At 62.0% G+C, this 16866-nt stretch carries 18 protein-coding genes; 13 read left to right on the forward strand and 5 right to left on the reverse strand.

All coding sequences use genetic code 11. The annotated features are described in order from the left end of the window. Positions 1 to 74: 74 nt before the first annotated feature. The 3 genes from era (at position 75) to recO (ending at position 2193) form a co-directional block, all read left to right on the forward strand. Positions 75 to 980 carry a GTPase Era gene (era, locus tag ACXAHG_RS02525; protein ID WP_475055744.1) on the forward strand — a complete coding sequence of 302 codons (906 nt, stop codon included), beginning with the start codon at positions 75 to 77 and terminating at the stop codon, positions 978 to 980. 88 nt (positions 981 to 1068) lie between these two features. Further along, complete coding sequence (locus tag ACXAHG_RS02530) at positions 1069 to 1398, forward strand: DUF1491 family protein (RefSeq protein ID WP_475055746.1); 330 nt, start codon at positions 1069 to 1071, stop codon at positions 1396 to 1398. A 69-nt stretch (positions 1399 to 1467) separates the two neighbouring features. After that, positions 1468 to 2193, forward strand: coding sequence for a DNA repair protein RecO (gene recO, locus ACXAHG_RS02535; protein ID WP_475055747.1), 726 nt, complete (start codon positions 1468 to 1470; stop codon positions 2191 to 2193). Here recO and ACXAHG_RS02540 read toward each other — a convergent pair. The 4 genes from ACXAHG_RS02540 to ACXAHG_RS02555 all read right to left on the reverse strand — a co-directional run bounded on the left by ACXAHG_RS02540 (position 2177) and on the right by ACXAHG_RS02555 (position 5492). Beyond that, positions 2177 to 2569 carry an META domain-containing protein gene (locus tag ACXAHG_RS02540; protein WP_475055749.1) on the reverse strand — a complete coding sequence of 131 codons (393 nt, stop codon included), beginning with the start codon at positions 2567 to 2569 and terminating at the stop codon, positions 2177 to 2179. The genes recO and ACXAHG_RS02540 overlap by 17 nt on opposite strands. Before the next feature lie 120 nt (positions 2570 to 2689). Further along, positions 2690 to 3364, reverse strand: a complete 675-nt coding sequence (locus ACXAHG_RS02545) for an SGNH/GDSL hydrolase family protein (protein ID WP_475040779.1) — start codon at positions 3362 to 3364, stop codon at positions 2690 to 2692. 181 nt (positions 3365 to 3545) lie between these two features. Continuing rightward, a complete protein-coding gene (locus tag ACXAHG_RS02550; protein WP_475055750.1) occupies positions 3546 to 5231 on the reverse strand; it encodes an acyl-CoA dehydrogenase family protein in 1686 nt (561 codons plus the stop codon). 3 nt (positions 5232 to 5234) lie between these two features. Continuing rightward, a complete protein-coding gene (locus ACXAHG_RS02555; RefSeq protein ID WP_475055930.1) occupies positions 5235 to 5492 on the reverse strand; it encodes a hypothetical protein in 258 nt (85 codons plus the stop codon). Between ACXAHG_RS02555 and ACXAHG_RS02560 the strand changes: the two genes are divergently transcribed. The 4 genes from ACXAHG_RS02560 to ACXAHG_RS02575 all read left to right on the forward strand — a co-directional run bounded on the left by ACXAHG_RS02560 (position 5377) and on the right by ACXAHG_RS02575 (position 10388). Further along, entirely contained in the window at positions 5377 to 6144 is a 768-nt protein-coding gene (locus ACXAHG_RS02560; RefSeq protein ID WP_475055751.1) for a sulfite exporter TauE/SafE family protein, read from the forward strand. The two genes, ACXAHG_RS02555 and ACXAHG_RS02560, sit on opposite strands and share 116 nt — an antisense overlap. A gap of 24 nt (positions 6145 to 6168) precedes the next feature. Further along, a complete protein-coding gene (locus ACXAHG_RS02565; RefSeq protein WP_475055752.1) occupies positions 6169 to 7065 on the forward strand; it encodes a cation diffusion facilitator family transporter in 897 nt (298 codons plus the stop codon). Positions 7066 to 7135: 70 nt separating this feature from the next. Beyond that, positions 7136 to 8482, forward strand: a complete 1347-nt coding sequence (gene dgt, locus ACXAHG_RS02570) for a dGTP triphosphohydrolase (RefSeq protein ID WP_475045216.1) — start codon at positions 7136 to 7138, stop codon at positions 8480 to 8482. A gap of 100 nt (positions 8483 to 8582) precedes the next feature. Continuing rightward, positions 8583 to 10388: a caspase family protein gene (locus tag ACXAHG_RS02575; protein ID WP_475055753.1), complete on the forward strand. Its 1806-nt coding sequence runs from the start codon at positions 8583 to 8585 to the stop codon at positions 10386 to 10388. 49 nt (positions 10389 to 10437) lie between these two features. Here ACXAHG_RS02575 and ACXAHG_RS02580 read toward each other — a convergent pair whose 3' ends face one another. Beyond that, positions 10438 to 12036, reverse strand: coding sequence for a phosphoenolpyruvate carboxykinase (locus tag ACXAHG_RS02580; RefSeq protein WP_475040787.1), 1599 nt, complete (start codon positions 12034 to 12036; stop codon positions 10438 to 10440). Between the two features lie 343 nt (positions 12037 to 12379). Here ACXAHG_RS02580 and ACXAHG_RS02585 point away from each other — a divergent pair, with 343 nt between their 5' ends. Genes ACXAHG_RS02585 through ACXAHG_RS02610 form a run of 6 tightly spaced genes read left to right on the forward strand, consistent with a single transcriptional unit; the run spans position 12380 to position 16861 of the window. Next, positions 12380 to 13084, forward strand: coding sequence for a response regulator transcription factor (locus ACXAHG_RS02585; protein WP_475040788.1), 705 nt, complete (start codon positions 12380 to 12382; stop codon positions 13082 to 13084). A gap of 51 nt (positions 13085 to 13135) precedes the next feature. Continuing rightward, positions 13136 to 14848 carry a sensor N-terminal transmembrane domain-containing protein gene (locus ACXAHG_RS02590; protein ID WP_475040789.1) on the forward strand — a complete coding sequence of 571 codons (1713 nt, stop codon included), beginning with the start codon at positions 13136 to 13138 and terminating at the stop codon, positions 14846 to 14848. A gap of 17 nt (positions 14849 to 14865) precedes the next feature. Beyond that, on the forward strand, positions 14866 to 15303 hold the full coding sequence (locus ACXAHG_RS02595; RefSeq protein ID WP_475040791.1) for an HPr kinase/phosphorylase: 438 nt from the start codon (positions 14866 to 14868) through the stop codon (positions 15301 to 15303). Continuing rightward, entirely contained in the window at positions 15296 to 16174 is an 879-nt protein-coding gene (rapZ, locus tag ACXAHG_RS02600) for an RNase adapter RapZ (protein ID WP_475040792.1), read from the forward strand. Before ACXAHG_RS02595 ends, rapZ begins: the two co-directional genes overlap by 8 nt. A gap of 9 nt (positions 16175 to 16183) precedes the next feature. After that, positions 16184 to 16591: a PTS sugar transporter subunit IIA gene (locus ACXAHG_RS02605; protein WP_475040793.1), complete on the forward strand. Its 408-nt coding sequence runs from the start codon at positions 16184 to 16186 to the stop codon at positions 16589 to 16591. Beyond that, complete coding sequence (locus ACXAHG_RS02610; protein ID WP_475040794.1) at positions 16592 to 16861, forward strand: HPr family phosphocarrier protein; 270 nt, start codon at positions 16592 to 16594, stop codon at positions 16859 to 16861. Positions 16862 to 16866: the final 5 nt, after the last annotated feature.

Below are 16866 nucleotides of genomic sequence, written 5' to 3' on the forward strand. Positions count from 1 at the left end.
CCCGCCGAAAACGCCTCTGGCCCCTGTGGGTAAATTCCTGTAGAGGCACTGATCTGCAAACAGGACCAGTTGAAATGACCACACGCGCCGGATTCGTTGCCCTGATCGGAGAGCCCAACGCGGGCAAATCCACCCTTCTGAACCGCATGGTCGGGGCCAAGGTCTCGATCGTGACCCACAAGGTGCAGACCACCCGCGCCCGCATCCGCGGTGTCGCGATGGAGGAGGATGCGCAGCTGGTGTTCGTCGACACGCCCGGCCTGTTCAAACCCCGCCGCCGCCTGGACCGCGCTATGGTCGCCGCCGCCTGGGGCGGTGCCGCGGACGCCGATGTTGTGGTGCTGATGGTTGAGGCCCACCGCGGCATCACCGAAGGCGTAGAAACCATCCTCGAAGGCCTTGCGGAAATCGGCGAAGGCCGCACCGTGGCGCTGGCGATCAACAAGATCGACAAGGTGCCGGCCGAAAAACTGCTGGGCCTGACCCAGGAGCTGAACAGCCGTTACACCTTTGCCGAAACCTTCATGATCTCGGCAGAGCGCGGCCACGGCGTCGACGACCTGCGCCAATGGCTGGCGGGCAAGCTGCCGGAAAGCCCCTGGCTTTATCCCGAGGATCAGATTGCCGATCTGCCGATGCGGATGATCGCGGCGGAGATGACCCGCGAGAAACTGACCCTGCGCCTGCACCAGGAGCTGCCCTATCAGCTGACGGTTGAAACCGAGAAATGGGAAGAGCGCAAGGATGGCTCTGCCCGCGTCGACCAGATGATCTATGTGGTTCGCGACGGCCATAAGGGCATCGTGCTGGGCAAGCGCGGCGAGACCATCAAGTCCGTCTCCCAGGCCGCCCGGGCCGAGTTGGAGGAATTCCTGGGCCGCAAAGTGCACCTGTTCCTGCAGGTGAAAGTGCGCCCGAACTGGCTGGAAGAGGCGGAACGCTACTCGGAAATGGGTCTCGACTTCAAGGATGGCAACTGAAGTCCCCCATGCCCTTCCTCTTGCCTGAAATATCCCCGCCGGAGGCTCCCGCAGGCACCTCGGACGCCTGCGGTGGCAGGTGTGCGGCATGACCCGCCTAACAGCCCGTTTCTGGGTTGATGCCTACCTGGCCCGCCTGCGGTTCCAGGACATCCCGGCCTTCATCACCGCCCATGGCGACGACACCGCCGGCGCGGTTCTGGTGAAGCTCAACACGCTGGACGGTCAGGCCTGCGCCTTTCACCGCACCTATGACCTGATGAGCGGTGACCGCACATGGTGCGAGCTGGCATCGGGCGCTGAGACGGACGTCGATGCCTCTGTCCGCCGCCAGCGCGAGTTCGACCCGGATCTCTGGGTGATTGAGGTCGAGGACCGGCAGGGCCGACACCTGCTGGATGAACCCGGCCTGGAATGATCCTGCCGCTTGCAGCCCCTCCGGCAATGCGCTCTGGTAGGGCGGACCGCAGGACAGGGAGGCCGGGTGTTGGAATGGCGTGATCAGGGCATATTGCTATCGGTGCGCCGCCATGGTGAAAGCGCTGCTATCATCGACGTTTTCACCGAAACCCACGGCCGCCATGCAGGCATAGTGCGCGGTGGCGCCAGCCGCCGGATGGCGCCGATCCTGCAGCCGGGTGCACAGCTGGACGTGACCTGGCGGGCGCGGCTGGAGGATCATCTGGGCAGCTATCATGCCGAACCCCTGCGCAGCCGTGCGGCTGCGGCGCTGTCCGGGCGGCTGGCGCTGGTCGGCCTCAACACCGTCACTGCGCTTTTGTCCTTCTGCCTGGCTGAACGCGAACCGCACGCTGATCTTTATACCCGCAGCGAACAGCTGCTGGACCTGCTGGGAAACGACGGCCTCTGGCCGCTCGCCTATCTGCGCTGGGAACTGGCGCTGTTAGAGGAGATGGGGTTTGGACTAGACCTTTCGGCCTGTGCTGTGACCGGCAGCCGCTTCGGACTGGCCTATGTCTCACCGAAAACGGGCCGGGCTGTTTCACGTGAAGGCGCCGGGAACTGGGCGGACAGGCTGCTGCCGCTGGCGCCGGTGATGCGCGGCGAAGGGGCAGCAGAGGATGCGGAAATCGTCCAGGCCCTGCGCACCACCGGCTTTTTCCTGGAGACGCATCTGGCGCCCTCGCTGGGCAGCCACCCGGTGCCAGAGGCGCGCAGGCGGCTGTTGGACCTGCTCAGCCGCCGGCTTTGAACAGCATTTCGCGCCCTGCCCCGTTGCTGAGAATCAGCACATCGCCGGTGACCTCTGCCAGCGTCATTTCCTGCAAGGCTTTCAGGAATGCGGCCTCAGCCTCCAGCTCCGGGCAGGCCGTGCGCGTTACTGCCAGCGGCCCGGTTTCAAACCAGGGGTATGGCGCGTTCTGAGAGCCGTGAAACCGGTTGCAAGGGGCCTGTCCGCTGATCATTCCCGGTTCCGGGAACAGCAGGCTGGCTTTCGCAGGATAGGCGGCTCCGTCCAGGACTTGCAGCTGCCATGTTTTGCCCGCGGCGCCATAGGCAGACAAGGTTTCATCGCCGCCGCAGGCGTCGGCCAGAAGCAAAGCGGGCATCACAGCAGCGCGCAGCATCTTTCCCTCCTGTTCGAGTGGTTCAGCGCAGATTGCGAGCCGAGGGCAGGCCGCGCAAGGTCTCCGCCGCGGAAAAAGGCATATTGCAGTGGCGGGTCTGCATTGCGTCGGGTCCCGGCTTTAGTTCGTGCGGATCACTTCGGCGATCTTGCGGCCGATTTCGCTGCTTGCCTTGACAGAAGGGTGGATCATATCGAGCGCGTGATAGGAGCGGTCGCCAAAGGGCACCATGTCCTTGTTCGACAGGAAAAAGATACCCGTGTCCAGCGCCGCCAGCCGTTCGATACGGGTTTCCAGTTCGTTGCCCTCATCCCGGCAGTGCTCAATCAAAGAGCCGACGCCGGGGCTGCGCAGATAGCCGACATAGATGACCTTGGCTCCAGTGGCCCGGAGGTCCGACAGCATGCCGGGGATCGCGCCCTTGCGCCCGTCGGCTGAGATCAGCTTGTCCATCTTGCGGTTGCAGGCAAAGCAGCCGCAGCCCAGCCACAGGTCGTTACCGCCGCCATTGACAACCACCCAGTCCCATTTTCCGGGCGTGTATTGCTTGCGGATTTCCATTCCCGCTGCACCGGAGATCGGCAGCTTGTAGATGATCCGCGCAGCAGAGACTGAGCGATCCACCACCGGTTCCTGCAGTTCGCGGGCCACAGTGTCAGAGATGGAATTTCCGGCCAGGCTGTGCCAAGCCATCAGGGAATCCCCCATGGTCAGGATGCGGGGGGATTGCCCTGAAGGGGTAGACGCTGCGCAGGCGGAAAGCAGCATCAGAAACGGGATAAGGATCAGGCGCATAAAGGTCATGTCCCGTTATTAACCACGAATCGTGAAAGAACGAACAACCGCAGCTGGAAACAGTCTTATTCCAGGATGGCATGGCAAACTGGCCGCAGTCAGCACGCCCCGGTGAGAAAAAGGCCCGGCACGAACGCCGGGCCTGTCAGCAGGCGCCTCAGGGACAGGCTGTTGCGTTGGCTCAGCCCAGCAGGCGGCGGGCAATGACCTGCGCCTGGATTTCGGCGGCGCCTTCAAAGATGTTGAGGATGCGGGCATCGCACAGCACGCGCGAGATCTTGTATTCCATCGCAAAGCCGTTGCCGCCGTGGATTTGCAGGCCGTTATCGGCAGCCGCCCAGGCAACCCGGGCGCCCAGCAGTTTGGCCATGCCGGCCTCCAGGTCGCAACGGTGTCCGTGGTCCTTTTCCCAAGCCGAGAAATAGGTGAGCTGACGGGCGATCATGATCTCCACCGCCATCATCGCCAGCTTGCCGGAAACACGGGGGAAGTTGATTAGCGACTTGCCAAACTGCTTGCGCTCCTGGGCGTATTGCATGGCAATGTCCAGCGCTGACTGCGCCACGCCGATGGCGCGGGCGGCGGTCTGGATGCGGGCCGATTCAAAGGTCTCCATCAGCTGTTTGAAGCCCTTGTTCTCTTCGCCGCCCAGCAGGTTTTCGCCCTTCACGTGGAAGTTGTCGAAGCCCAGCTCGTATTCCTTCATGCCGCGGTAGCCGAGCACCTCGATCTCACCGCCGGTCATGCCCTCGGTCGGGAAGGGATGCTCGTCGGTGCCCGGGGTCTTTTCGGCCAGGAACATCGACAGCCCGCGGTGATCGGAGGTGTTCGGGTCGGTGCGCGCCAGCAGGGTCATCACATGGGTGCGCGCCGCGTGGGTGATCCAGGTCTTGTTGCCGGTGATCTTGTAGTCGCCGTTTTCGTCCTTCACCGCGCGGGTGCGCAGGGAGCCGAGGTCAGAGCCGGTGTTTGGCTCGGTGAAGACCGCGGTCGGCAGAATCTCGGCGCTGGCCAGTTTCGGCAGCCAGTTAGCCTTCTGCTCCTCGGTGCCGCCGCAGAGGATCAGCTCGGCCGCAATCTCGGAGCGGGTGCCCAGCGAGCCGACTCCGATATAGCCGCGCGAGAGTTCCTCGGAGACCACCACCATCGAGGCTTTGGACAGGCCGAACCCGCCGTATTCCTCAGGGATGGTCAGGCCGAAGACACCCATCTCGGCCAGCTCTTCGATCACGCTCAGCGGGATCAGCTCATCCTTCAGGTGCCAGTCATGGGCATTCGGCTCGACCTTCTCGACCGCATAGCGGCGGAACTGGTCGCGGATCATTTCCAGCTCTTCCTCAAGGCCGGAGGTGCCGAACATGGTGGAGCCTGCCTGCTCCTCCATCAGCTCCACCAGACGGGTGCGCGCAGCCTGGCTGTTGCCCTGCTCGCAGAGCGTCATCACCGCGGGCGCCATCAGCGAGCGCTGCGCATCCTGCGAAAGACCCAGGTCCTGCAGGCGGATGATCTCGCCCTGGTTCATCTGGATGCCGCCGTAAACCTGCCACAGGTACTCGCCAAAGCCGATCTGATGGATCAGCTGCTCCATTTCGCCGAACTTGCCTTCGCCCTGCAGCTTCTCAGCCCATTTCTGCATCTGGCGCAGCGAGTAGACGTAAGTGGCCAGCCAGGACAGCCCGTGCGCGGCCACCTGGTTTTCCTCGATCAGCTTGCCGGAAACGCGGCCCTCGCTGCTGACCATTTCCTTCACGGAGGCACGGGCAGCATCAAGCAGCTGGTCCAGCGGTTCCAGGGCGGCGCCGGTCAGTGCCAGCAGGTCGGGAATGAGTGTCGGTTTCATCTGCAAGTCCTGTCCGTCATGAGCCATGAATCAGATCCTTCTTCGGTCGCCCGGTGGTAAATCATTTTGCAGGTGCAGCGCAACAAAAATACTCACAGGTGCGGCGTTTGGATCAAATCTTGCGTGTTGATTTTGCCGGTGCAGCGCGGCGCGGATGTGGTAGAGCAGGGCTATGAGCGCATTGTTTTCCCTGATTTCCCCGGCTGAGCTGGCAGCCGCTTTTGGCATCGCATTGCTGGCGGGCACCGTCAAAGGGCTGGTTGGTTTTGCCATGCCGATGATCTTCATCTCCGGGCTTAGCATGTTCCTGGCGCCTGATCTGGCGCTGGCGGGGTTGATTCTGCCGACGCTGGTGACCAACGGGATGCAGGCGCTGCGGCAGGGGCCGCAGGCGGCGCTGGCCTCGATCGGCAAGTTCCGGGTGTTTCTGCTGATTGGCCTGATGTGCCTGCTGCTCAGCGCCCAGTCGGTGCGGGTGCTGCCGCAGCAGGCGCTGTTGCTGGCGATTGGGGTTCCGGTGACGGTCTTCGCCTTCATCCAGCTGATGGGAAAGACCTTCTCGATCACCAATCCGACCCGCCGCAGCGAGGCCATGGTGGGCGGCATTGCCGGGCTGATTGGCGGGGTGTCGGGTGTCTGGGGGCCGCCGACGGTGGCCTATCTGACTGCATTGGGCACCGAAAAGACAGAGCAGATCCGGGTGCAGGGGGTGATCTACGGCCTTGGCGCCGTGGCGCTGCTGCTGGCGCATGTTGGCTCTGGTGTGATGCGGGCTGAAACAGCACCTTTCTCGCTGGCTCTGATCGTGCCTGCAGTGGCGGGCATGTGGATCGGCGGCAAGCTGCATGACCGGATCGACCAGGTGCTGTTCCGCCGGGCCACGCTGGTGGTGCTGCTGATCGCCGGCTTGAACCTCTTGCGCCGCGGGCTGCTGATGTAAACAGTGCACAAGCGGGGAGAGAGCATGTTTCAACGCTTCAGTGCAACACAACTGGCGACAGGGTCGATCCTGATCGCGCTGGCGGTGACCGGGCTGAAGGTTGCTGCCTGGATGCTGACCGGCTCGGTGGCACTGCTGTCGGATGCGCTTGAATCCTTTGTGAACATCGGCGGTGCGGTGATTGCCTGGTTTGCCGTGCGCTATGCCCAGCGGCCGGCCGATGACGGCCACCCCTATGGCCACCATAAGGCAGAGTATTTCTCGGCTGTGGCCGAAGGCATCATGATTGTGATCGCCGCAGTGGTGATCCTGCATGAGGCTGTGAATGCCCTTGGCCGCCCCTCGGCTGCCGATTGGGGCACGGCGGGCCTGCTGGTCAACGCACTGGCCATGGTGCTGAACCTGGCTTGGGCCCGGGTGCTGCTGGGAGCTGGCGGGCGGCTGAAGTCGCCGGCGCTGTCTGCAGGCGGGCGGCATCTGATGAGCGACGTCTGGACTTCGGCCGGGGTGCTGGCCGGGCTGGTCCTGGCGCTGGCCAGCGGCTGGGTTTTCCTCGACCCGCTGCTGGCGCTCCTGGTGGCGGTAAATATCCTGCGCGAGGGCTGGCTGGTAATTGCCTCCTCGGTGAACGGCCTGATGGACACCGCCGCGCCGGAAGCAGAACGCAGGAAGATCGAGGAGATCATTCACCGGATGGCTGCCGGAGCGCTGCAGGTCCACGGCCTCAAAACCCGACGGGCCGGGCAGGCGTTGTTCATCGAATTCCATATGGTGGTGGACGGGGCCATGACGGTGCGGGCCTCGCATGGCATTTGCGATCTTGTTGAGACTGCCCTTCAGGACGCCTTGCCCGAAGCGCAGGTGGTGATTCACGTGGAGCCCGAGCACAAGCTGGAGCCCGCCGGGATCAAGCCGCGCTGAAGCGTTTGCATTTCCGCTGCGCCTGCCGTTTAAGCAGCCTCAAACAGGCACAAGGAGCGGGACTATGGCAATGGAGTGGAACAGGCTGCTGAACCCGGGAAGACTGTGCCGGCCGGAGTTCGAGGAGCTGCCGGGGCGCCCGGCCTATCTGCAGGACTATGACCGCATCCTGTTCTCCGAACCGTTCCGGCGGCTGGCGCAGAAGACCCAGGTGCATCCGCTGTATGAGCACGACCATGTGCATCACCGGATGATTCACAGCCTGGAAACCGCCAGCGTCGGCCGCTCTCTTGGCACTCTGGCGGGGCAGGCCATGCTGAAAGAGGGCTTCATCACGGAGCAGCAGCGCGACGCGATTGCGGGCACCATCCAATCCGCCTGCCTGCTGCATGACATCGGCAATCCGCCATTCGGGCACTCCGGCGAAGACAGTATCGGGGCATGGTTCGCAACTCAGTTCAGGGCAGGGACAGGCGCTGCCGGTTCGGTGGGCCGGGCGCAGCAGGCAGAGTTCACCGCGTTCGAAGGCAACGCCCAGGGGTTCCGCATTGCCAGCCGCCTGGAAATGGCGCGGCGGGACGGCGGTATGCGCTTGTCCTACGCAACACTTGGTGCGTTTATGAAATACCCCTGTACAGCCGAGGCACGCCAATTGGCCGAAGGCGGCTATGTGGGGCTCAAGAAATTCGGGGTTTTCGGGACCGAGGCCAACCATTTTGCGGAGGTCGCCGAAGCGGTGGACCTGCGCGCAGAGGGCAGCGGCGCAGCGCGGCACTGGCGCCGCCATCCGCTCGCCTTCCTCGTGGAGGCGGCAGACGACATCTGCTACCGCATTCTGGATCTGGAGGACGCCGCGACAGTCGGTGACCTGGACAGCCGGCTTGTCATTGATTGCCTGGAGAAAATTGCGGGTAAACCCAACCGGGCGGATGATCCGCAGGCAACCACCCGTGATATCGTTGCCTTCCGCCGCGCCAGTGCAATCACCAAGGCAATCGAGGCCGCGGTTGAAGCCTTCATGGAAAATTACGGCGCCATCATGGCCGGGGATTTCAACGATGGGCTGATGGAGATTTCCTCCAAGAGGGAGGCCTTCGACGAAATGAAGGAGATTTCCAACGCACGGATCTTTACAGCGCTGCGCAAGACCGAGCTGGAAATCAAGGGCCGCCAGGTTCTCTACGCAGTTCTGGATCACTTCCATGAACTTTATTCCGACCTCGGCGGTTGCGGCTGGGATGCGGAAGAGCTGAAAGCCAGGAACGGCTACTGGGCCAAACTGATCCGCACCGTGGACCTGGATCTGCGCGGGGTGGAAGATGCCTATACGGCAATGCATTCGCTGGCGGATTTTGTCTCGGGCATGACCGACCGCTATGCGGTCAAAGTGCGGGATATGGTGGTGGGCAGTCTCTGAAGCGCAATTTCTGACCCTAGGCACCTGACCCGACCCGCCGAATTCGCAGATTTTCGTTTTTGTGCTACCTTGGATTGTGCAGGTTCTGGGAGGCACAGTTATGCGCGTATTCCATGTTTTCATGCAGCTGGTTCTAGCGGCGTATATTTTGCTTGCGGTCTGCACTGCCGGTGCCTTGGCTAAACCGGAAAAGCGGGTAGCCCTGATTATTGGTAATTCGGACTATGCCGCAGTTCCAAAACTCCGAAACCCGGGCCGCGACGCGGCTGATCTTGCGCAAGCCCTGCGGAGGATCGGGTTTGATGTCTCCGAACTTCAGGACCTGGACTACCGCGCAATGCGGCTTGCACTGCGCGATTTTTCCGCCGCGGCTGAACAGGCGGATGTGGCGCTGGTCTATTACGCCGGCCACGGCATCGAAATTGAAAACACCAATTACCTGATACCCGTCAATGCGGAACTCAAAAGCAGCCGGGATGTGGAATTCGAGGCCATCCGGCTAAGCGGTGTTCTGTCCGCCGTTGAAGCCTCCGGCGGCCTGAAGATCGTTCTTGTGGATGCGTGCCGGGACAATCCGTTCCAGCAGCAGATGCAGGTGTCGGATGCTACCAGATCCATCGGCCGCGGTCTGGCGCGGATCGAGCCAAGCGGCGTCCTGGTAGGGTATTCGGCAAAGGGCGGCACGCTTGCGCTGGACGGTGCCGGCCGCAACAGCCCCTATGCCGCGGCGCTGCTCCGCCATATCGAGACGCCGGGGCTTGAGCTGGGCAAGCTGTTCCGCCAGGTCCGTGACACGGTTTTTGCTGCCACCAGCGGTGTTCAGGAGCCGTTTGTCTACGGCTCGCTGCCGGGGCATGACATTTTTTTGGTTCCGCCTGTCCCGCAACTGGCTGCTGTTCCTGCTCCAGCCTCTGCGCCTGCTCCGGAGGCTCAGAGTATTGATCTGGAAATTATTGAGGAATTCACCAAGGCGGCGGAGCACAACACCGTCTGGATTTGGAAGCGGTTCCTGAAAGAATACGAACACTACCCCGGCCACCGGCTGGTTGCTCTGGCGGCCCAGCGGCACGATGCGCTCTCCTTTGAGCTGGATCTGCGCCGGGGCTACCGGGTTGCAGAGCCTTGGCTGAAACCCGGAAAGGACGCGTCGGGCACTTACATTCTGACTGCTACCGAAGCGCGTCAGTTTCAGGATGCGTTGAACATGATGGGGTTCGACACCGGTGGTATTGACGGGCAATTCGGCCCCAGAACCAGAAACGCCATAGCCCAAGCGCGCCTCAAGGCTAGATTGACTGGCGGTTCGAACATTGATCACTCTTTGCTGCGCGTTCTGCCGAACGCGCCGCGGATACGAGAGCTGATGCCAAACAAGGCAGAACGTATAGACCCGGATCAATTGCCCAAAGATCTGGAGCCGCGGCTGCGCAAGGCGCTTGGAGCTCTAAACCGTTATGCTGTCATGTTCGATTATTTTCGCGGAAATCTGTATGTCGCTGTACATGCGACACAGTTGCGTTGGCACACTATTAACCAGCTCGCTTCTGACGCAGGCGGGCATCTTGTCACCATTTCTTCCGCGCAGGAGAACCAGTTCATCGTTGACCTGTTCAGCCGGGACGCCCGCTTTACTCATGAAGAGGGCGGAACGCTCTACGGGCCGACAATTGGTCTCTATCAGGCAGACCGGCGCTTAGAACCCGCCGGTGGCTGGGCCTGGGTGACGGGCGAGCCTCTGACTTACCGGAAATGGAGCCCAGGCAATCCTGATAATCACCGTGGCCGCCAGCATTTTTCCCGCTTCTATTTGAAACGGCAGATGCGCGGATCATTTTCCCGTCCGCAGTTCTGGGATGATGCATCAGACAGCACTTGGGAGACCGGGCTGATACTGGAGATCGAATAAAAAAGCCCCCGGGCTTGCCGGAGGCTTTTGATTTGAAGTGTCAGGCGGTTCAGCCGATGGCTGCGGCCTTTACGTCCTCGTCGATGAACGGCAGGTACTGCTCGAAGTTGTCGGAGAACATCTGCACCAGCTTGGCCGCCTGGGTGTCATAGGCGTCCTTGTCGTCCCAGGTGCGGCGCGGATCCAGCAGCAGTTCCGGCACGCCCGGCACGTTGACAGGCACGTCAAAGCCGAAGTTCGCGTCCTTGCGGAATTCCGCATCCGCCAGCGAGCCGTCCAGCGCCGCGGTCAGCAGCGCGCGGGTGGCCTTGATCGGCATCCGGCTGCCGGTGCCGTAGGCGCCGCCGGTCCAGCCGGTGTTCACCAGCCAGCAGGTGGCGCCGTGCTGGGCGATTTTTTCACGCAGCAGGTTGCCATAAACCTCCGGGCGGCGCGGCATGAAGGGCGCACCAAAGCAGGTGGAGAAGGTCGGCTCCGGCTCGGTCACGCCGCGCTCGGTGCCTGCAACCTTGGAGGTGAAGCCCGACAAGAAGTGGTACATCGCCTGCGCCGGGGTCAGCCGCGCGATCGGAGGCAGCACGCCGAAGGCATCGCAGGTCAGCATGATGATGTTCTTCGGATGGCCGCCGCGGGCGCTGGCCGATGCATTGGAGATGTAATGCAGCGGATAGGCGCAACGCATGTTGGCGGTCAGGCTGTCGTCGTTGAAATCCAGCTCCTTGGTCTCCGGGTCGAACACCATGTTCTCGATCACGGTGCCGAACTTGGAGGTGGTTGCGTAGATTTCCGGCTCTGCCTCGGGGTTCAGGTTGATGGTCTTGGCATAGCAGCCGCCTTCAAAGTTGAAGGTGCCGTTGTCGGCCCAGCCATGTTCGTCATCGCCGATAAGCACCCGGTCCGGGTCGGCGGATAGGGTGGTCTTGCCGGTGCCCGACAGGCCAAAGAAGACGGCGGTGTCGACCGGGTTGCCCTTGGCATGGTTGGCGGAGCAGTGCATCGGCATGATGCCTTTTTCCGGCAGCAGGTAGTTCAGCAGGGTAAACACGGATTTCTTATTTTCGCCTGCGTACTCGGTGCCGCCGATCAGGATCATCTTGCGGTCGAAGTTCATCGCGATGACGGTTTCGCTGCGGCAATCATGCTTCTTGGGGTCGGCCTGGAAGCTCGGGCAGTTGATGACGGTGAAATCGGCGATGAAATCATCCAGGTCTTCGCGGTCCGGACGGCGCAGCATGGTGCGGATGAACAGGTTGTGCCAGGCCAGTTCGGTGACCATGCGGACGTTGATCGCATGTGCCGGGTCGGCACCGCCCACCAGGTCCTGGACGTAGTAGTCCTTGCCCTTCATATGCTCCAGCATGTCGGTGTAGAGCGCGTCAAAGCCCTCGGCGCTCATTGCGGCGTTGTTGTCCCACCAGATGGTGTCGCGCACGCTGTCGGTTTTCACGACATGTTTATCTTTGGGCGACCGGCCGGTGAATTTGCCGGTGGTGACCAGAAAAGCGCCGCCATTGCCCAGCGTGCCTTCGCCGCGCTGCAGCGCGGCCTCGATCAGCGCCGGCTCCATGAAGTTGTAATAGACATTGCCCAGGCCCTCGATGCCCTGATCCTCGAGGCGGAATTGCGGGTTAACCCGTCCAGATGTCATGCGTTTTTTCTCCTGTGGCGGCGCTGCGGCACGCAGGCTGCGCGGCTGCGCCAATGGGGCAATAGAAAACGGCATCGCTGCCGGTGGCGCGGTCTTAACACGGGGTTTCGGGGGCTGAACAGGCCGTCTGCCCCTAGTTAGCGCCACCAAGGCGATGTTTAGCGCAACCATTATTTTTTGCCGGCCAAAGCGCCCGCTTGTTCAGCAGACGCTAAGGTATTTTTGCCCCAATTGAACCCAAAGATCGCCAGGTTTCTTCAAATGGGATTGATTCGGCGCACTATAACGGCGATGAAAGTGGTAAAAACAAAACACAGAACAGAGCAGATTAGGGGCAATTCCAATGTCAAAGATTGCTTTGGTTGACGATGACAGGAACATCCTGACATCCGTTTCCATGACTCTTGAGGCTGAGGGCTTTGAGGTCGAAACTTATAATGACGGCCAGGCGGCACTGGACGCGTTTAATAAAAAGCTTCCGGATATGGCGGTGCTGGATATCAAGATGCCGCGCATGGATGGCATGGACCTGTTGCAGCGGCTGCGGCAGAAAACCCAGATGCCGGTGATCTTCCTCACCTCTAAGGATGACGAGATCGACGAGGTGCTGGGCCTGCGCATGGGGGCCGATGACTATGTAAAGAAACCGTTTTCCCAGCGTCTTCTGGTCGAGCGCATCCGCGCGCTGTTGCGCCGTCAGGAAGCAATCAGCAGCGATGCGTCCGGCAGCGCCTCGCCCGACGCCAAGGTGATGGAGCGCGGCAATCTGCGGATGGATCCGCTGCGCCACGCGGTCAGCTGGAAGGGCAAGGACGTGTCGCTGACGGTGACCGAATTCCTGCTGCTGCAGGCACTGGCCCAGCGGCCCGGTTTTGTCAAAAGCCGGGACCAGCTGATGGATGTGGCCTATGATGATCAGGTCTATGTGGACGACCGCACCATCGACAGCCACATCAAGCGCCTGCGCAAGAAGATGCGCAGCGCGGATTCGGATTTTGCGGCAATCGAAACCCTTTATGGAATCGGTTACCGTTATAATGAAGAATAAGCGGCACGCTTGAGCAGGGCGCTTTGCCCGCCGCCGAAGGAGTAAGCGCAGATGCGCGATACCAGCATAACGCAACGCCAGCAGGACGGCGATGTTGTTCTGGGGGAGGACTGGGTCACCCCGGATCAGTCAGTGACGCGGGAAATGCAGGTCAAGCGCGCGCGCCGCGGCCTCTTGTCTCTCAAGGGGTCGCCGCTGACTCGCAAGATCATCACCTTCAACCTGATCGCTCTGATCATCTTGGTTGCAGGGATTCTCTATCTGAACTCCTCGCGGCAAAGCCTGGTGCACCAGCGTGCCGGCACGCTGGTGTCGGAAGCGATGCTGGCGGCCAATGTGTTTGAGGCGGAAATGCCTGCCGCCGGTGCGGTCAGCTTTGCCGCGGGCGACGGGATCCAGGCCGAGGACACGCTGGCCCGCCTCAGCCTGCGCGGCGGTGTGGAGGCCTTTGTGTTCGACACGACAGGCAATCTTATTTCCAGTGTAAAGGGCGTGGACCGCAGCGATACCCTGAATGTGCTGAACGACAGCGGCCGCAGCCGCACGCTGATCAGCGATGCTTTGTCTGCCCTGTGGGACATTGCCGATGGCGGCGAAACGCCTGACGCGGAGGCCGGGTCCGGCCCCGCCCTGGAAGAGCGGCTGAGCGGTCTGGTCGACAAGGCGATGAACGGCGGGACCGGGGTTGAAACCGTTGTCGACACCAGCGGCAGCCGGGTAATAACTGCGGCCACTCCCATCATGCACAATGGCAGCGCCGTCGGCGTGATAGCGCTGACCTCTCCCACCGGCGAGGTGGATGCGCTGGTGCGCGGCGAACAGGAGCGGGTACTGCAGATGTTCGTGGTTGCCCTGCTGGTTTCGGTCGGTCTCAGCCTGGTGCTGGCCTCAACCATTGCCAATCCGCTGGCCGACCTGGCTGAGGCGGCGGAGCTGGGCCGCGAGCGCGGCAGCCGCAAGTCGAACCCGGGCCGTATCCGGATTCCCGATCTTTCGGCCCGTCCGGATGAAATCGGCCGCCTCAGCCGTGCCCTGCGCGGCATGGTCAAGGCGCTGTACACGCGGATCGACAGCAACGAGCAGTTTGCCGCGGATGTGGCGCATGAGATCAAGAACCCGCTCGCCAGCCTGCAATCTGCGGTTGGCACGCTGCGGATGGTCAAACGCGATGACCAGCGCGAAAAGCTGATGGATGTGATCGAACATGACGTCCGCCGCCTGGACCGGCTTGTCAGTGATATTTCCAACGCCTCGCGGCTGGATGCGGAGCTGGTCAAAGAGGAAGAGGAAGAGTTCGATCTTCTGACGATGCTTGGCAATCTGAACCAGTATCTGGGCGAGGACGCCCGGTCCAAGGGGATCGACTATATCACCGATCTGCCTGCCCAGCCGATCCTGCTGCAGGGGCTGGAGGCGCGCTTGGCGCAGGTCTTTGTCAACCTGATCACCAACGCCATTTCCTTTTGCGAGGACGGCGATGCGATCCGCGTCTGGGCCCGCCGCCGCGCCAACCGGGTGCTGGTGGTGGTTGAGGACACCGGCCCCGGAATCCCGGATCAGGCCCTCTCGAAAATTTTTAAACGCTTCTACTCGCAGCGCCCGGTGGAGCATTTCGGCAATAACTCCGGTCTTGGGTTGGCGATTTCCAAGCAAATCGTCGAGGCGCACGGCGGTGTGATCTGGGCCGAGAATATCCGTCCGACAGAGGCTGACGTTACTTCTGAACCCTTGGGCGCGCGTTTTGTGGTAGGTTTGCCTGTCTGATCCCGGTTTCTTCACCCATGTCTGAAACACAAAGTCTCATCCTGCATGCCTCCTGCGTCGCGCTGGAGGGGCAGGGGCTTTTGATTACCGGAACCTCCGGGCAGGGCAAATCCGCGCTGGCGCTGCAGCTGATGGCCTTTGGCACCCAGCTGGTGGCAGATGACCGGGTGCTGGTGCAGTTGCTGGACAGTCGGCTGGTTGCCAGCGCACCCGAACCGATCCGCGGCTTGGTGGAAGCCCGCTATATGGGCTTGCTGCATGCGCAGATCCGCAGCCCGGTGCCGGTAGCGGCGCTGGTGGACCTGGATGAGACTGAGACCGAACGCCTGCCGGTGCGCCATTCCACCCGGCTGCTGGGGCAGGAGATTGCCCGGCTGAAACGTGTGGATGGCGCGCATTTCGCACCGGCGCTGCTTCAATACCTTAGATGCGGAGCTCTGGACCCGGATGCCTGAGCCCAGGAACAAACCGGTGCCGGCAGTGCTTGTGACCGGCCCGTCGGGGGCGGGCCGGACCACAGCAATCAACGTGCTGGAGGATCTCGGGTTTGAAGCCATCGACAACCTGCCGCTGCGGCTGCTGCCGGGATTGCTCGAAACAGCCGCGGCCCCGCGGCCGGTGGCCCTGGGGCTGGACAGCCGCAACCGGGATTTCTCGCCGCGTGCGCTGCTGGATGTGATCGACATGATGTCAGGCCGCCAGGAGGTGGAGTTGACTGTGCTGTATCTCGATTCGCAGCCCGATGTGTTGCTGCGCCGCTACTCGGAAACCCGCCGCCGCCACCCTCTGGCGCCGGCTGAATCCCCGGGTGACGGCGTCCGGCGGGAGCTGGACCTGATGGCACCGATCCGGGACCGGGCCGATATCCTGCTCGACACATCCACGATGAATGTCCATCAGCTGAAGGCCGAGATTGAGCGCTGGTTCGCACCGGAGGGCCGCAGGCTGGCGCTGTCCGTGCAAAGCTTCTCTTACAAACGCGGAATCCCGCTTGGCATAGACATGGTCTTCGATTGCCGGTTTCTGGCCAATCCCTACTGGCAGCCGGAGCTGCGGCAACACAGCGGTTTGGATCAGGAGGTTCAGGAATACGTCCGCGCCGATGTGCGCTATGCCCCATTCTTTTCGCGGGTGCTGGATCTCACCCGCCTGCTGTTGCCCGCCTATCAGGAAGAGGGCAAGTCGCATCTTTCCATCGCCTTTGGCTGCACCGGAGGGCAGCACCGTTCAGTGACCTTGGCTGAATCCCTGGCCAAGGCTCTTGCAGAAGACGGCCAGCAAGTGTCAATTAGACACCGCGAGCTGCAAGGCCAGCAAAAGAAGTGAGAGGCCGGGTTGATCGGGATTGTGATCGTAGCGCATGGCGGACTGGCGGGGGAATACCTCGCCGCGGTGGAACACGTTGTGGGTCCGCAGCCCAGTCTGATGGCCATCGCCATCGGTCCTGAGGACGACCGGAAAGGCAAGCAGGATGAGATTTGCGCAGCCGCCAACGAGGTTGACAGCGGCGGCGGCGTGGTGGTGGTGACTGACCTTTACGGCGGTTCGCCCTCTAACCTCAGCCTCAAAGCCTGCGCGCCGCCGGACCGCCGCATTCTGTACGGTGCCAACCTGCCGATGCTGATCAAACTGGCGAAATCCCGCCACCTGCCGGTCGCCGATGCAGTCCGGCAGGCGATGGAGGCCGGGCGCAAGTACATCAATGCCCAGAACGTAAACCCTGACGGGGAGCAGGCACATTAAATGGCTCTGAAGACGCTGAAAATCATCAATGAAAAAGGGCTGCACGCCCGCGCCTCGGCCAAGCTGGTAGAGGTGGTCGAAGGGTTTGACGCCACGGCAGAAGTCTTAAAGGACGGCTTGTCCGCTTCCGGCGACAGTATTATGGGGCTTTTGATGTTGGCAGCCTCGAAAGGAACGACTATTGACGTCGAGACTTCGGGGCCTGATGCTGATGCGCTGGCACATGCGCTGGAAGCGCTGGTGGCGGACAAGTTCGGCGAAGGGTTCTAGGTCCG

Source organism: Leisingera sp. ABD4_442, assembly GCF_056160905.1.

Excerpts from the sequence above, each read along its gene's own strand:
- era (WP_475055744.1), top strand. The coding sequence starts at position 75 with ATGACCACACGCGCCGGATTCGTTGCCCTGATCGGAGAGCCCAACGCG.
- ACXAHG_RS02530 (WP_475055746.1), top strand. The coding sequence starts at position 1,069 with ATGACCCGCCTAACAGCCCGTTTCTGGGTTGATGCCTACCTGGCCCGC.
- ACXAHG_RS02540 (WP_475055749.1), bottom strand. The coding sequence starts at position 2,569 with ATGCTGCGCGCTGCTGTGATGCCCGCTTTGCTTCTGGCCGACGCCTGC.
- ACXAHG_RS02545 (WP_475040779.1), bottom strand. The coding sequence starts at position 3,364 with ATGCGCCTGATCCTTATCCCGTTTCTGATGCTGCTTTCCGCCTGCGCA.
- ACXAHG_RS02550 (WP_475055750.1), bottom strand. The coding sequence starts at position 5,231 with ATGGCTCATGACGGACAGGACTTGCAGATGAAACCGACACTCATTCCC.
- ACXAHG_RS02560 (WP_475055751.1), top strand. The coding sequence starts at position 5,377 with ATGAGCGCATTGTTTTCCCTGATTTCCCCGGCTGAGCTGGCAGCCGCT.
- ACXAHG_RS02555 (WP_475055930.1), bottom strand. The coding sequence starts at position 5,492 with ATGAAGATCATCGGCATGGCAAAACCAACCAGCCCTTTGACGGTGCCC.
- ACXAHG_RS02565 (WP_475055752.1), top strand. The coding sequence starts at position 6,169 with ATGTTTCAACGCTTCAGTGCAACACAACTGGCGACAGGGTCGATCCTG.
- dgt (WP_475045216.1), top strand. The coding sequence starts at position 7,136 with ATGGAGTGGAACAGGCTGCTGAACCCGGGAAGACTGTGCCGGCCGGAG.
- ACXAHG_RS02575 (WP_475055753.1), top strand. The coding sequence starts at position 8,583 with ATGCGCGTATTCCATGTTTTCATGCAGCTGGTTCTAGCGGCGTATATT.
- ACXAHG_RS02580 (WP_475040787.1), bottom strand. The coding sequence starts at position 12,036 with ATGACATCTGGACGGGTTAACCCGCAATTCCGCCTCGAGGATCAGGGC.
- ACXAHG_RS02585 (WP_475040788.1), top strand. The coding sequence starts at position 12,380 with ATGTCAAAGATTGCTTTGGTTGACGATGACAGGAACATCCTGACATCC.
- ACXAHG_RS02590 (WP_475040789.1), top strand. The coding sequence starts at position 13,136 with ATGCGCGATACCAGCATAACGCAACGCCAGCAGGACGGCGATGTTGTT.
- ACXAHG_RS02595 (WP_475040791.1), top strand. The coding sequence starts at position 14,866 with ATGTCTGAAACACAAAGTCTCATCCTGCATGCCTCCTGCGTCGCGCTG.
- rapZ (WP_475040792.1), top strand. The coding sequence starts at position 15,296 with ATGCCTGAGCCCAGGAACAAACCGGTGCCGGCAGTGCTTGTGACCGGC.
- ACXAHG_RS02610 (WP_475040794.1), top strand. The coding sequence starts at position 16,592 with ATGGCTCTGAAGACGCTGAAAATCATCAATGAAAAAGGGCTGCACGCC.